Below are 13384 nucleotides of genomic sequence, written 5' to 3'. Positions count from 1 at the left end.
GTCAACTCCGGTACGGGCGGGAGGCCGTCACCTCCACGGTCGCACACCCGCGCCCGCCCGGCGCGCCCCCGCCTTTCCCCGTTCCCGAGCTGCGAAGCTCCCCCGGATGGGTGATGCTGGACGCCTGGCGGTGACGTCTCTCCCCCACGCCTCAGCCTGCGACCGCGTGTGTCCTCACCTCGCTGGGCCACCCCTCCCCCACCTAGGCCCGGCGCGCTTTGCTGTCATCGGCCTTCCGACCAGGCCGTTCATGATCCTCGAGGAGTTCTCGTGCTGAAGGGTTACACCGGCCCGCTGTCCCCCAAGGGCGAGGCCAACATCGCTCCGACACCGCCGTGGCACTACGCCGGCGACATCGTGGGCGTCGAGTTCTTCACCGAGCCGGCCGCCGCCGAGGCGACGCTCCCCGAAGGACTGGACCCGGACCCGGACACCTCGGGCAGGGTGGTCGCGTTCTTCGTGGACTGGCAGTTCAACGGCGAGCGCGACGAGTATCTCGACCCCGTCCGCAGCCAGTACCGGGAGTTCTTCGTCCTGGTCGACGCCCGTCACCAGGGCTGGCCCGTGTCGTGGTGCCCGTACATCTACGTGGACAACCATCATGCGCTGGCGCGGGGTTGGATCCAGGGGTTCCCGAAGAAGGCGGGCAACGTGCACCAGACCCGGGTGTTCGCGTCGCCGGGCAAGGCGTCGCCGACGCTGTCACCCGGGGCCCGCTTCGGGGCGTCGGTCTCGTCCGACGAGCGGACCCTCGCGGAGGCGCGGGTGACCCTGGAGGCGCCGATGGAGGACCCGTCCGCCCTGCTCAGCCGGGAAACGATCAATCTGCGGCACTTCCCCACCCTGGAGGCGGGCAGGTACGACAAGCCGGCCGTGCACGAACTGGTCCGCATGGACTACGCCGACCAGCAGGTGGCCGACGTGTGGACGGGGACGAGCGAGATCACCCTGTTCCCGGCCGTGGGCGAGGAACTCGCCGACCTCGCGCCGGTCCGGTCCGGCTTGGGCTTCCGCGCGTCGATGTCCTACAACGTCACGCAGGTCGAGCCGCTGCTCTGACCCCGGTACGCGTTCGCCGCGTGTACGGCCCGGAAGTCGTCGGCACCGACCTGGACGGTGATTGCACGCCGCTCACGCCGCTCACGCCGCTCATGCGGCGAGCGTCTCGTCCTCCCGGCGGAGTCCGGCGCGGCCGGCCGTGTACTGGTCGAGCAGGGCGTCGGCGGCGCGCAGGGCCTCCTCTGCGGTACGGGAGCCCGTGATCACGCACAGCGTGTAGGTGGCGTCCTCGAGCGCACGGCTGGTGCGGCCGCTGGGCAGCACGTCGTGGTCGATCCGCGCCTGCGCGAACCGGGCCAGGACAGCGCGCAGTTCCTTCTCCGCCGGCATGATCATGATTGCTCCGTCTCCCCTCGTCGATGGCGGTCCCGGTGGGGCGCCAGGCTTCCGGTTGCCCCGTGAGGGACGGTCCATGCCTCTCGGGCCGTCAGTGGCGCCGGTGACTGTCAGTGGCGGGTGACAGGATCGGCGCATGCTGACCGAGAACACGGCCCGGGGCGACGCGGACTTCGACTGGCGGACCTTCCTGCTGCGCTGGAGCGGCGAGTGGGCGGACGCGCCGGACGACGAGGTGCGGGACGCGGACGACGAGACGGCACGGCAGGCGCGGTGGCTGGGGTTCCCGCCCGCGTCCGAGGAGCGCGTCGCGGCGATGGAGAAGCGTCTGGGCCGCCGGATGCCGCCGTCGTACCGGTCCTTCCTCCTGGTCAGCGACGGCTGGCGGCACGCGGGCGGCTTCGTGTGGCGGCTGGCGGGCACGGCGGACGCGCGCTGGCACGACAACGAGTCGCAACTGGCGGACGTGTTCGAGGAGTTCCTGGAGGAGGACGCCGAGCCGGAGGAGCGGCGGGAGGCGGGTGTCTGGCGGCGCGGCCTCCAGCTCGACGTGGAGTCCGACGCGATGTACGTCCTGCTGGATCCGGAGGACGTGGACGAGGACGGCGAGTGGGCGGTCTGGACGTGGGCGAGCTGGCTCGCCGACGCACCGGAGCGGTACCGCGGTTTCCGGGCGTTCATGGAGGCGATGTTCCGCGAGTTCCACAGCCTCCGCGCCCACCGCGCCGACGGCGGGCCGGAGTTCGTCAACGCCACGACGCGGAGGCTGGACGCCCGGGTGGAGCAGGCCCGACGGGACGCGCTGTGCGGGGACTGGGAGGGCGCGCTGCGGGCGCTGGACGAGGCCAAGGACTACGGCAGGCCCCGGGCCGCCGGCCTGGGCGACCAGATCCGCCGCCTGCTCGGCCTCACGTACATGGTGTACTTCCCCGGCCTGGTGACCGACCCGCGGTACGCCGCCGAACTGCTGCCGCCCCTGGTCGCCGACCACGCGAGCCGCGCCCACGGGGACGACACCGTCCTGACCCACCACCTGCGGGGCGCCGACGAGGCCCTGATGTCCCGGGCGCGGGCGACGCTGGACGAGGTACGCGCGGGCACGTACCGGTACACGGCCCCCGGCCCCTTCGGCGAGGCGGTCGAGCGGGCGCGCGCACTGGCCGGCCGGGGTGACACCGACCGGGCATGGCGCGCGCTGATCGACGCCCTGCCCGGGTGGCAGCCCCTGGGCCCGGATCATCTGGCTCCCCTTGGCTGGGTGGCCGACCCGCTCCTCGGCCCCTTGCTCACCCCGGAGCGGAGCCGCGAACTGCTGTCGACGCCCCGAGGCGGGCAACCGGGTGAGGCGTCCTCCCCGCCGCCCGTCCTCGACCCGCCCGGTCTTGCCCGGCGTTCGGACCCGGTGCGAGACTTCTGAACCGTCGTCGTCGGCAGGGGAGTTGGGCTTGTCATCCACGCGAGGATCGTTACGGACCCTGACCGTCCTCTTCGCACCGGAGAGCGCGTACGGGCCGACGAACAATTGCGTAGGGATCGGGGACGTGCTGCGCCGCAGGGGGCACCGTGTGGTGTTCGCCGCGGAGGCGTCCTGGAAAGGGCGTCTCGCGCCGCTCGGGTTCGAGGAGGAGCTGGTCGATCTCGCCCCGCCGCCCGACCGGCCCCAGGACGCCGGCCAGTTCTGGAAGGACTTCGTACGCGACACCGCGCCCGAGTTCCGTAAGCCCGCCGTCGAGCAGCTGGACACCTGGATCAAGCCGGTGTGGGAGGAGCTGATCTCCGGCGCCCGCTACTGCGAACCACGGCTGAAGGAGATCGTCGGACGGGTCCGCCCGGACGTGATCGTCGAGGACAACGTGGTGTGCTTCCCGGCGCTGACCACGGCGGGCGTCCCCTTCGTACGGATCGTGTCCTGCAACCCGCTGGAGGTGAAGGGCGAGCACGTCCCGCCGCCGTTCTCCGGGTGCCCGTCCGGCGACCGGAGCGGGTGGGACGCGTTCCGCGCCGAGTACGACCGCACGCACCGGAGCCTGTGGAGCGACTTCAGCACCTGGGTGACCGAGCAGGGCGCACGTCCGCTGCCCGACCTGGAGTTCATCCACGAGGGCGATCTGAACCTGTACGTGTATCCCGAGGCTGCCGACTACACGGACGCCCGCCCGCTGGGCCCCACCTGGCACCGGCTGGACTCCTCGGTCCGCGAGACGGAGGAGACGTTCACGCTGCCGCCCGCCCTGGCCGACGGCGACGGCGCGCTGATCTACTTCAGCCTCGGCTCGCTCGGCTCGGCCGACGTGGACCTCATGCGCCGTGTCATCGCCTCACTGGCCCGCACCCCGCACCGCTACATCGTCTCCAAGGGCCCCGTGCACGAGGAGATCGAGCTGCCGCCCAACATGTGGGGCGCGGAGTACCTGCCGCAGACCCGGATCCTCCCGCAGGTCGACCTCGTCATCACCCACGGCGGCAACAACACGACCACCGAGTCCCTGCACTTCGGCAAGCCCATGGTCCTGCTGCCGCTGTTCTGGGACCAGCACGACAACGCCCAGCGCATGGCCGAACTGGGCTACGGCGTCCGGCTCGACCCGTACCGCTTCAGCGACGCCGACCTCCACGGCGCGATCGACCGGCTGCTCGGCGACACGGCCCTGCGGCGCACCCTCACCGAGGCGGGCGAGACGATCCGGGCGCGCGACGGACTGCACACGGCCGCGGACCTGATCGAACGGGCCGCCGCGGGCTGATCCCGCAGCGCCTCGGTCAGTGCCCTCCTCCGAGAAGCCCGGCGGTTCCGCCACGGATCGACGGCATCGGCGTTTCGGCCACGTCCTGCCCGCGACCGCTCCAAGCGAGACAAGGGATCCCGCTCCCTCGGGGTCCCGAACGCGGGAAACGGCGGGCTTCCCAGCACGACCGAATGACGTGTGTTCGAAATCGTAGCCGTGTCGTTGGACCTCGTGACTCTGCCGCAGCGACCTCCCCAGGGGGAACGATGACCTCGGCCATCGCGCAGGACCAGCCGTCAGAACCACCCGATGCCACCGCCCCGGACGACGCACCGCAGGAAGCCGGTGTTCGAGAGGAGGAGTACCTCTACCGCGACCCGTCGAGGCTCCAGGCCGGCGCCCTGCTGACCTCCCGCAGCATGGCCCGCCGCCTGCCCTCGCTGGTGCGCCGCTCGGTGCGGATGGCCTGGCGCGTGGACCGCGCCGCGACCGTCGGCCTGCTGGTGTGCCAGATCGGGACCGGCGTCCTCGCGGCCCTCGGCCTGTTGGCCGTCACGGGTACGATCACCGCGCTGATCTCCTCGGGCGACATCACTGAGCGGCTGCGGGACGCCGCCCCGGAACTGGCCGTGATCGCCGCCGCCACGGGCCTGCGCGCGCTGCTGGGCATCACCGTCGTCTGGCTGACCGGCCGGCTGCGCCCGGTGCTCGGCCGGGCGGCGGAGCTGACGATGATCGAGGCCGCGCTCGGAGCGGAACTGGCGGCCGGCAACAAGCCCGGCTACAACGACGCCTACGACATCGCGGACCGCGGCGCCCAGGTCACCCCCGATCTCGTCGAGGAAGCGCAGGACGTCCTCGCGGCGACCGCCACGCTCGCGGCCGGCGCCACCGTCCTGACCGTCCTGCACCCCTTGCTTCTGCCCTTCCTCTTCCTCGCCTGTCTGCCGCAGGCCGCCGCCTACGTCCGCTCCGCACGCGTGATCTACCTGGCCGGACTGGAGACCTCCGGGCGGCGCCGGATGCTGGGCAATCTGCGCTGGCACATGGCCTACCAGGAGTCCGGCGAGGAGATGCGCGCCTGCCTGGCCGGCCCCTTCCTGATCGGCCGGTACCGGCGGCTGGCGGCTTCGGTCAACGCCGCCGAACGCAAGGCCGCCAACACCGGCGCCTGGATGGGACTGGCCGGAGCCGTGGCCGGCGGCATCGCCTCGGCCGCGGTGTGGGCGGCACTGCTGTGGCTCCTGGCCTCCGGGCGGATGAGCCTGGCGGCCGGCGGCGGCGCCGTCTTCGCCCTCCAGACGGCCACCACCTCGGTGCGCGGCATCATCAACGGCGGGGCCCGCCTGGTACGCACCGGCTGGTACGTGCAGGACTGGCAGACCTTCCTCGACAACGCCCACGGCCAGGCCATGACCGACTCCCGCGGCACCGTGCCGGTTCCCGCGGCCCCGGAACGCTTCGAGGTCCGCGACGTCACCTACCGCTACGACGGCGCCCCCGAGGACAGCCTGCGCGACGTCTCCCTGCACGTGCGGCGCGGGGAGATCGTGGCGCTGGTCGGCGAGAACGGCTCGGGCAAGACGACCCTCTCGCGCCTGCTGTGCGGGCTGCTGCTGCCCACCGAAGGTGTCGTGGCCTGGGACCACGCCACCACCGCGGACCTGGACCCGTGGAAGTCGTGGGAGCATGTCGCGCTGGTGCCGCAGAAGTTCACCTACCTGCCGCTGACGATGCGCGACAACATCACCCTCGGGCAGGGCGACACCAGTGACGCGGCCCTGCTCGCCGCCTGCGAGGCGTCCGGCGCGGCAGAGATGCTGCCGGGCCTGCGCTCCGGCCTGAACACCCTGCTGACCAGCGAGTGGTTCGGTGGACAGCAGCTCTCCGGCGGGCAGTGGCAACGCGTGGTCCTCACCCGCGCCTTCCACCGCCAGGCGGCCCTGCTGATCATGGACGAGCCCACGGCCGCCCTCGACGCCCGCGCCGAACACAGGATCTTCGCCGGACTGCGCGAACTGGCCAAGGACCGCGCCGTCCTGCTGATCACGCACCGGCTCACCAACGTGGCCGTCGCCGACCGGATCGTGGTCCTGGACCACGGCCGGATCGTCCAGGAAGGCACCTACACCCAGCTCACCCGGCAACCAGGCCTCTTCCGCACCCTGTGGTCCCTGCAACGCCGGATGAGCGGCGACACCTCGTGATCACCCCGGCGGGCGAGACGGGACGGCCCGGCATGACCGGCGGATCGACCGAGGCGTCGAGTCGCATGCGCGCTGCGACGGCGGCCGGGCGTCCGGACACCCGCCTCGTGGTGATCCGCGGCAACTCGGCGTCGGGCAAGTCGAGCGTGGCCCAGGGCCTGCGGGACCACTACGGCCGCGGTATCGCGATCGTGGGCCAGGACATGATCCGCCGGAACGTACTGAGGGAACACGACACCGCACGAGGCGCCAGCATCGCCCTGCTCAGCACCATCGCACGCGCGGCCCTCGACGCCGGCTTCCACGTCGTCCTCGAGGGGATCCTGTACGCCGACCGCTACAGCCACATGATCACGTCTCTGGTACGGGATCACCGCGGTACGTCCAGGTGCTACTACCTGGACGTACCGCTGGAAGCGACGCTGGTACGGCACGCGTCGAAGGCGGATGCCGCCTGCCTGGCGCAGGTCACCGACGCCCATCTCACCTCCTGGTACCGCGAGCTCGATCTGCTGCCCGACGGTCTGGAGACCGTGATCCCGGCCGACAGCACGCTGCGGGACACCGTCGCCCGGATCGTGCGCGACACCGGCCTGACCACTGCCGTCCCCACCCCGCCGCCTCACCACAACCGGCCACAGGGAGACTTGATGCAATCGCTGGTGCTGATGTCCGATCCGCGCGTCGCGGCGATACCCGTGCGCGAGTGCGGAGAGCCGCTCGTGGACGTGCGCGACCACGGCTTCCGCGTCGACCCCCGCAAGCACGACCCGCTGGGCGCGTTCGCCCACGTCCGTGAAGGCGTCCTCGCCCGGCTGAAGCACGCCCGGTCGCTGCTGCCCGCCGGCACCGACCTGCTGTTCATCGAGGGCTACCGGCCACCGGCCCTCCAGCAGCGCTACTTCACCGACTACCGGGACGAGCTGGCCGCCGCTCACCCTGACTGGACACCTGAACAGCTGCACCGTGCCGCCGGCCGGTACGTGTCGCCGCCGGAGATCGCGCCCCACTCCGCAGGGGCGGCGGTGGACGTGACCCTCGTCGACCAGGACGGTCAGGAACTCGACCTCGGCACCCGCGTCAACGCCTCCCCCGAGGAGGGCGACGGTGCCTGCTTCACGCACGCCCCGAACCTCAGCGACCGAGCACGCCACCACCGCACCCTGCTGCTCACTGCCATGGAGGGCGCGGGGTTCACGAACTACGCAACGGAGTTCTGGCACTTCTCGACAGCGGACCGGTACGACGCCCTGGTGCGGCAGGAACCGGCCGCACGCTACGGACCGGTCGAACTGCCGTAACTCGCCGACGGACCCATCCGCGTCGCACCTCGTGACCGCGACGGACGGAACCATCGAACGGAGGCACGAATGCCCGACGACCCCCGGCAAACGCTGCAGCCACACCAGCCCCCCGCCATCCCCGCCGCCCAGGAGGCCACCGCGCCCGCGGAGGACACCAACACCCGGGCCTGGCAGCTCTACGGCCGACGCCAACTCGCCCGGGCCTACACCCCGCCTGTTCCCGAGCGGCTCGGATGGACGCCTTGGGAAGGCATCGGACCGGGAGCGGAGATTCTCGGCGACATCACCGGGCGCCGGGTCCTGGACATCGGCTCCGGGGCCGGCCACCACGCCGTCCACCTCGCCGAGGCACACGGAGCACGCGTCACCGGTATCGAGCTGTCGCCCACCCAGTACCAACGTGCCGTCAGCACGCACGCGGCCGTGGACGGTGTGGAGTTCGTCCAGGGAGACGTGGCCGAGTACCTGAGCGGAGCCGAGCCGTTCGACGCCGCGTACGCGATCGGCACGCTCGCATTCATCGATCCGCATCGCTCGCTGCCCGCGCTGCGCGATGGGCTGCGTCCCGGTGCCCCGTTGATCCTCTCACTCCTGCACACCGATCTGCACGGCCACGGTCCGTCCACGGCGGTGGCGCCGCGGGAGGAGATGATCCTGCTGCGTGACGACCCACGCTGCCGACGCAGATGTGGGTCCTGGCACCGCAGGTGTGGGAGGACCTGCTCACGGAGTACGGCTTCCGCGTCGAAGCCGTCGACCTGTTCCCCCACCCCGGCGAGAACGCCGTGGTCGTCCAGCAGCTCATCCGCGCACGCCGCCTTCCTGACCGGCCGGGGCGTGTCTCCAGTCGGCCTCGTGGCAGGCGGGCCCCGGTCGCCCACGCGGCCGTCGGCGTCGGAGCGATCCTGCTCGGTGAACAGGGCATCCTGCTGGGCCGGCACCGCCGCGGCACGTTCGAACTGCCCGGTGGCAGTGTGGAGGCCGGGGAATCCTTCGAAGCCGCGGTGATCCGCGAACTCGCAGAGGAGACCGGGCTGGTCGCTCACGCCGAGGACGTGGCGCTCCTGAGCACGCTCGTCGATCACGTCGACGGTGTCCTGCGGGTCACCGTCGGCGCGCTCGTCCACGCCTGGCAGGGGGAGCCGATGACGCAGCCTGGCGAGTGCGTCGGCGAAGGGGCGTGGTACCCGCTCGATCAGCTCCCCGACGGCCTGTTCGAGTGCAGCGCCCAGATCCTCACCGCATGGCGGCCCGACCTGGCCATCGATCACCCGCCGGCGCACGTCACGCGATTCGCCCCCGTCACGCCGTCCGACGTACGGGCATGACAGCCCTCACCGCACGGGGAGACAGCGCGACGTACTCCGCTGTACGGAGCGGAGTCAATCAAGCGGCCAGGCATCGCGGAGTTCACGCACGGCGGTGTCCATGCGCAGCCGGCATGGTGGCCGCGCGCATAGGTGGACCGAGAACTATGGTGTCCCGCCACATGTGCGGGTGACCTGCGGATTTCTACGGTGTGGCGACACGCAACCGTCCCCCGCAACGCCAGGAAGTGGTGCCGATGTCGTCGCCCTCTGCCGCTCCGCCAGCACCGAACAACCTCAAGCGCATCGTCGCCGCGTCCCTCATCGGCACCACCATCGAGTGGTACGACTTCTTCCTCTACGGGTCGGCCGCCGCGCTGGTCTTCAACGAGCTGTTCTTCCCGGAGTCCGATCCGCTGGTCGGCACGCTGCTGTCGTTCCTGACGTACGCCGTCGGGTTCGCCGCGCGGCCGATCGGCGCGCTGGTGTTCGGGCACTACGGGGACCGGCTCGGGCGCAAGAAGCTGCTGGTGCTGAGTCTGCTGATGATGGGCGGGGCGACCTTCGCCATCGGGCTGCTGCCCACCCACGCCACCGTCGGCAGCATGGCCCCGGTGCTGCTGACCGTGCTGCGGCTGGTGCAGGGCTTCGCCCTCGGCGGCGAGTGGGGCGGCGCGGTGCTGCTGGTGTCCGAGCACGGTGACGCGCGGCGACGCGGGTTCTGGGCGTCGTGGCCGCAGACCGGCGCGCCGGCCGGGCAGTTGCTGGCGACCGGTGTGCTGGCGCTGCTGACCGCCGTGCTGTCGGAGTCGGCGTTCGGCTCCTGGGGCTGGCGGATCCCGTTCCTGCTGTCCGGTGTGCTGGTGATCGTCGGTCTGTGGATCCGGCTTTCCGTCGACGAGTCGCCGGTGTTCAAGGAGGCGTTGAAGCGTGCGGAGGCGCGCAAGGCGGACGCCCCCGCCGAGCGGCTGCCGCTGGTGGCGGTGCTCAAGCACCACTGGCGTGACGTGCTGGTCGCGATGGGCGCGCGCATGGCGGAGAACATCAGCTACTACGTGATCACCGCGTTCATCCTGGTGTACGCCACCACCTCGGCCGGGGTGTCCAAGCAGACCGCGCTCAACGCCGTGCTCATCGCCTCCGCGCTGCACTTCGCCGTGATCCCCGCCTGGGGCGCCCTGTCCGACCGGTGGGGCCGGCGGCCCGTGTATCTCATCGGCGCGGTCGGTGTGGGCCTGTGGATGTTCCCCTTCTTCGCGCTCATCGACACCGGTGGCTTCGGCGCCCTGCTGCTCGCGGTCACCGTGGGTCTCGTGATGCACGGGGCCATGTACGCGCCGCAGGCCGCCTTCTTCTCCGAGATGTTCGCGACCCGCATGCGCTACTCCGGCGCCTCCATCGGCGCCCAGTTCGCCTCGGTCGCGGCCGGCGCCCCCGCCCCGCTGATCGCCACCGCGCTGCTGTCGGACTACGGCACCTCCACGCCGATCGCCCTCTACGTCATCGCCGCGAGCCTGCTCACGGTCGTCGCGATCCTCGCGGCCAAGGAGACCCGGCACCGGGATCTCGCGGACGTGTCCCCGGAAGCGGAGGACGCCCTGCCCGCCCCGGTCGGGGCAGAGGCAGCCGCCAAGGACGCGCGCGCCCTTTGATCGCGGAGCTCATCCCGAGAGCCGCTGTCCCGGCCCCCGTTCCGCCCCGGCGGCGCGGGGGCCGGCGCCGTGCGGGGGCAGGCTTGTGCGGGGGTCAGGCTTGTGCGGGTGGTGGCGGTGTGACGCCGGACAGGCGGTGCAGGCGCAGGGCCAGCTGTATCTCCAGGGCGCGCTGCGGGCTCTGCCAGTCGTCGCCGAGGAGGCGGCCGACGCGGTCCAGGCGCTGCGCCACCGTGTTGACGTGGACGTGCAGGTCGTCCTTGGTACGGGCCGGGCTCATCCCGCACGCGAAGTACGCGTCCAGCGTGCGCAGCAGCTCCGTGCCGCGCCGCTCGTCGTACGCCACGACCCGGCCGATCGTGCGGTCGACGAAGCCGGCGATGTCCCGCTCCCCCGCGAGCAGCAGGCCGAGGAAACCGAAGTCCTCGGCGGCGGAGCCGTCACCCGCGCGGCCGAGGAGGCGCAGGGTGTCGAGGCAGCGCCGGGCCTCCGCGTAGGCCGAGGCGACCGTGTCCGGGCGGGCGAGGAGCGGCCCGACCGGGGCGGAGGCGCCCACGGTGACCGGTTCGTGGACGGCGGTGCCCAGCTCGCGGGCGGTGCGGCGGGCCAGCTCGGTGGCGGTGTCGCCGGGGGCGAGCGGCAGCAGCAGGACCGTGCCCCCGTCGCGGGCGGCCGCGAGGCCGTGCCGGGTCGCGGCGAGGTGGGAGGCCGCGGCCCACAGGCGCCGGCGGGCGTCGGCCTCCTGGTCGGCACCGGCGGTGCCGCCCTCCAGGCGGGCGGCGAGCACGGCGTGCGTGGCGTCCAGGTCGGCGCGCAGCCGGGTGGCGCGGTCGCGCAGCAGGCGGGGGTCGCGGTCGCGGGCGTCGAGCAGGTCGTCGAGCAGCTCTCCGCGCACGCGCTGCTCGGCCTCGGCGGCGGAGCGGCGGGCGAGCAGCAGCAGCGAGGTGACCATGGCGGCGCGCTCGAGGGTGCGCTGGTCGACGGGGTCGAGGCCCGGGTGGCCGCGCAGCACGAGCGCGCCGAGCAGTTCGTCCCCGGCGGCGACGGCCGCGATCCAGTCGTCCCCGTGCCGCACGGCGTGGCCCTCGGCGCGGGAGGACTCGAGGGCGCGGGCGGGCGCCGCCGGGGCCTCGGTGAACTCGACGGTGCCGTCCAGCACCTCGGAGACGGCGGCGGCCACGTCGTGCACCCCGCCGCCGCGCAGGACCAGCTCGGCGAGCCGGTCGTGGACGTCGGAGGCGCGCTCGATGACGGCGCTGCGGTCCTGGATGATCTCGTTGGCCCGCTCCAGGCCGCTGAGGGCCGCGCGGGTCTCGGCGAGCAGGTTGGCCGTGTCGATGGCGGCCGCGGCGAGCGCCGCGAAGGAGCCGAGCAGGGCGATCTGCTCCCGCTCGAACACGCGGGTGCGGCGGTCTGCGGCGAACAGCACCCCGATGACGTGGTCCCCGAGCGTCAGGGGCACCCCGACGATCGCGACCAGCCCTTCGTCGCGCACGCCGGTGTCGATGGAGTGCGTGTGCTGGAAGCGGTCGTCGCGGAAGTAGTCGTCGGTGACATAGGGGCGGGCGGTCTGGGCGACGAGGCCGCCGAGGCCTTCGCCCATGCCGAGCCGCAGCTGCTGGAAGCGGGCCGCCACCGAGCCCTCGGTGACCCGCATGTAGGTGTCGCCCCGCTCCGGGTCGTTGAGGCTGAGGTAGGCGACGTCGGTGCCGAGCAGGGAGCGGGCGCGCTGCACGATGGCGCGCAGCACGGCGTCCAGGTCGCGCAGTCCGGCGAGGTCGTGGGCGGTCTCGAACAGGGCGGACAGCTCGGCCTCCCGGCGGCGGCGCCCCTCCATCTCGGAGCGCACGCGCAGGGCGAGCAGCTTGGCGCGCTCCAGGGCCGCGATCCGCTCGGCGGGGCGGCCCTCGGCGCGGGCGAGCAGCACCGGCTGCTCGTAGGCCTCGGCGGGGGCGCCGCGGGCGAGCAGCTCCAGGAACGGCGCCTCCGCGCCGTCGGCGGCGGACCGGCCGGCGTCGGACCGGCCGGCGTCGGGGCGGCCGGCGTCGGGGCGGCCGGCGTCGGGGCTGGTCCGGCCCGGCGTGCCGGCGGCGGACCCGGCGGCGGACCGTTCGGCGGACTGAAGGTGATCGCGGGGCATGGGTCTCAGGATTCCTCATCCGGCGGCCGTCCCGTCAGCCCTGTGGAGAACTCCGGCGGCCGACGGCCGGCCGCGGTCGGCGGCAGGTCAGTGCGCGGTCCAGCCGCCGTCCATGACCAGCGAGGCGCCGGTGACGAAGGACGCCTGCGGGCCGCACAGGTAGGCCACGGCCTGGGCGACCTCCTCCGGTTCGATCAGGCGTTTGACCGCGCTGTCCTGGAGCAGCACCTCGGACACGACGCGTTCCTCCGGGATGTCGTGGGCGCGGGCCTGGTCGGCGATCTGCTTCTCGACCAGTGCGGTGCGCACATAGCCCGGGTTCACACAGTTCGAGGTGACTCCATGGGCCGCGCCCTCCAGGGCGGTGGTCTTGGACAGCCCCTCCAGGCCGTGTTTGGCGGCGACGTACGCGGACTTGTAGGCCGAGGCGCGCAGACCGTGCACGGAGGAGATGTTGACGACGCGGCCCCAGCCCTGTCCGTACATGTGCGGGAGGGCGCCCCGGATGAGGCGGAAGGGGGCTTCCAGCATCACGGTGAGGACCGTGTGGAAGACGTCCGGCGGGAACTCCTCGATGGGCCGCACCAGCTGGAGTCCGCCGCCGCCGGGACGGACGTCCTGGTCAACAACGCCGGACTCCAGCTGGTGCGGCC

The 13384-nt window shown here is 72.6% G+C and carries 9 protein-coding genes and 2 pseudogenes; 8 read left to right on the top strand and 3 right to left on the bottom strand.

Translation table 11 applies throughout. The features are described from left to right. The first annotated feature begins 270 nt into the window (after window positions 1-270). The gene (locus CCN29_RS07980; protein ID WP_086680744.1) at window positions 271-1059 is read left to right on the top strand and encodes an acetoacetate decarboxylase family protein; all 789 of its coding nucleotides are present in this window, start codon (window positions 271-273) and stop codon (window positions 1057-1059) included. A 90-nt stretch (window positions 1060-1149) separates the two neighbouring features. Here CCN29_RS07980 and CCN29_RS07975 read toward each other — a convergent pair whose 3' ends face one another. Then, window positions 1150-1395: a DUF5133 domain-containing protein gene (locus CCN29_RS07975; protein WP_006134529.1), complete on the bottom strand. Its 246-nt coding sequence runs from the start codon at window positions 1393-1395 to the stop codon at window positions 1150-1152. Window positions 1396-1531: 136 nt separating this feature from the next. On the opposite strand from CCN29_RS07975, the pseudogene CCN29_RS07970 reads away from it, so the two are divergent. From CCN29_RS07970 to CCN29_RS07940, 7 genes and pseudogenes are all read left to right on the top strand, one after another. Beyond that, window positions 1532-2797 (top strand): annotated as a pseudogene (locus CCN29_RS07970) (SMI1/KNR4 family protein); the annotation flags it as partial. A gap of 139 nt (window positions 2798-2936) precedes the next feature. Further along, window positions 2937-4139 (top strand): nucleotide disphospho-sugar-binding domain-containing protein, encoded by a 1203-nt coding sequence (locus CCN29_RS07965; RefSeq protein WP_442538272.1) that lies wholly within the window; start codon window positions 2937-2939, stop codon window positions 4137-4139. Window positions 4140-4387: 248 nt separating this feature from the next. Continuing rightward, complete coding sequence (locus CCN29_RS07960; RefSeq protein WP_086680739.1) at window positions 4388-6328, top strand: ATP-binding cassette domain-containing protein; 1941 nt, start codon at window positions 4388-4390, stop codon at window positions 6326-6328. Window positions 6329-6393: 65 nt separating this feature from the next. Continuing rightward, the gene (locus tag CCN29_RS35675; RefSeq protein WP_404648565.1) at window positions 6394-7629 is read left to right on the top strand and encodes a M15 family metallopeptidase; all 1236 of its coding nucleotides are present in this window, start codon (window positions 6394-6396) and stop codon (window positions 7627-7629) included. A 69-nt stretch (window positions 7630-7698) separates the two neighbouring features. Further along, window positions 7699-8178, top strand: a pseudogene (locus CCN29_RS35670) (SAM-dependent methyltransferase); the annotation flags it as partial. Between the two features lie 140 nt (window positions 8179-8318). After that, on the top strand, window positions 8319-8960 hold the full coding sequence (locus CCN29_RS35665) for a nucleotide triphosphate diphosphatase NUDT15 (RefSeq protein ID WP_442538271.1): 642 nt from the start codon (window positions 8319-8321) through the stop codon (window positions 8958-8960). A 236-nt stretch (window positions 8961-9196) separates the two neighbouring features. After that, a complete protein-coding gene (locus CCN29_RS07940) occupies window positions 9197-10591 on the top strand; it encodes an MFS transporter (protein ID WP_006134535.1) in 1395 nt (464 codons plus the stop codon). 94 nt (window positions 10592-10685) lie between these two features. Here the strand turns inward: CCN29_RS07940 and CCN29_RS07935 are convergent, their stop codons facing one another. Further along, window positions 10686-12731 carry a helix-turn-helix domain-containing protein gene (locus CCN29_RS07935; RefSeq protein WP_086680737.1) on the bottom strand — a complete coding sequence of 682 codons (2046 nt, stop codon included), beginning with the start codon at window positions 12729-12731 and terminating at the stop codon, window positions 10686-10688. An 87-nt stretch (window positions 12732-12818) separates the two neighbouring features. After that, a partial coding sequence (locus CCN29_RS07930) for an SDR family oxidoreductase (RefSeq protein ID WP_107481680.1) occupies window positions 12819-13384 on the bottom strand: 566 nt, incomplete at its 5' end.

Origin of the sequence: Streptomyces pseudogriseolus, assembly GCA_002154585.1 — a bacterium.
GTDB lineage: Bacteria > Actinomycetota > Actinomycetes > Streptomycetales > Streptomycetaceae > Streptomyces > Streptomyces pseudogriseolus.
The sequence above is the reverse complement of the archived record's forward strand: the minus strand, read 5'-3'. Positions and strand labels throughout refer to the sequence as shown.

Bases quoted from the DNA above. Each gene is read 5' to 3' on its own strand.
- CCN29_RS07975 (WP_006134529.1), bottom strand. From the start codon at position 1,395: ATGATCATGCCGGCGGAGAAGGAACTGCGCGCTGTCCTGGCCCGGTTC.
- CCN29_RS07960 (WP_086680739.1), top strand. From the start codon at position 4,388: ATGACCTCGGCCATCGCGCAGGACCAGCCGTCAGAACCACCCGATGCC.
- CCN29_RS35675 (WP_404648565.1), top strand. From the start codon at position 6,394: ATGCGCGCTGCGACGGCGGCCGGGCGTCCGGACACCCGCCTCGTGGTG.
- CCN29_RS35665 (WP_442538271.1), top strand. From the start codon at position 8,319: ATGTGGGTCCTGGCACCGCAGGTGTGGGAGGACCTGCTCACGGAGTAC.
- CCN29_RS07940 (WP_006134535.1), top strand. From the start codon at position 9,197: ATGTCGTCGCCCTCTGCCGCTCCGCCAGCACCGAACAACCTCAAGCGC.
- CCN29_RS07935 (WP_086680737.1), bottom strand. From the start codon at position 12,731: ATGCCCCGCGATCACCTTCAGTCCGCCGAACGGTCCGCCGCCGGGTCC.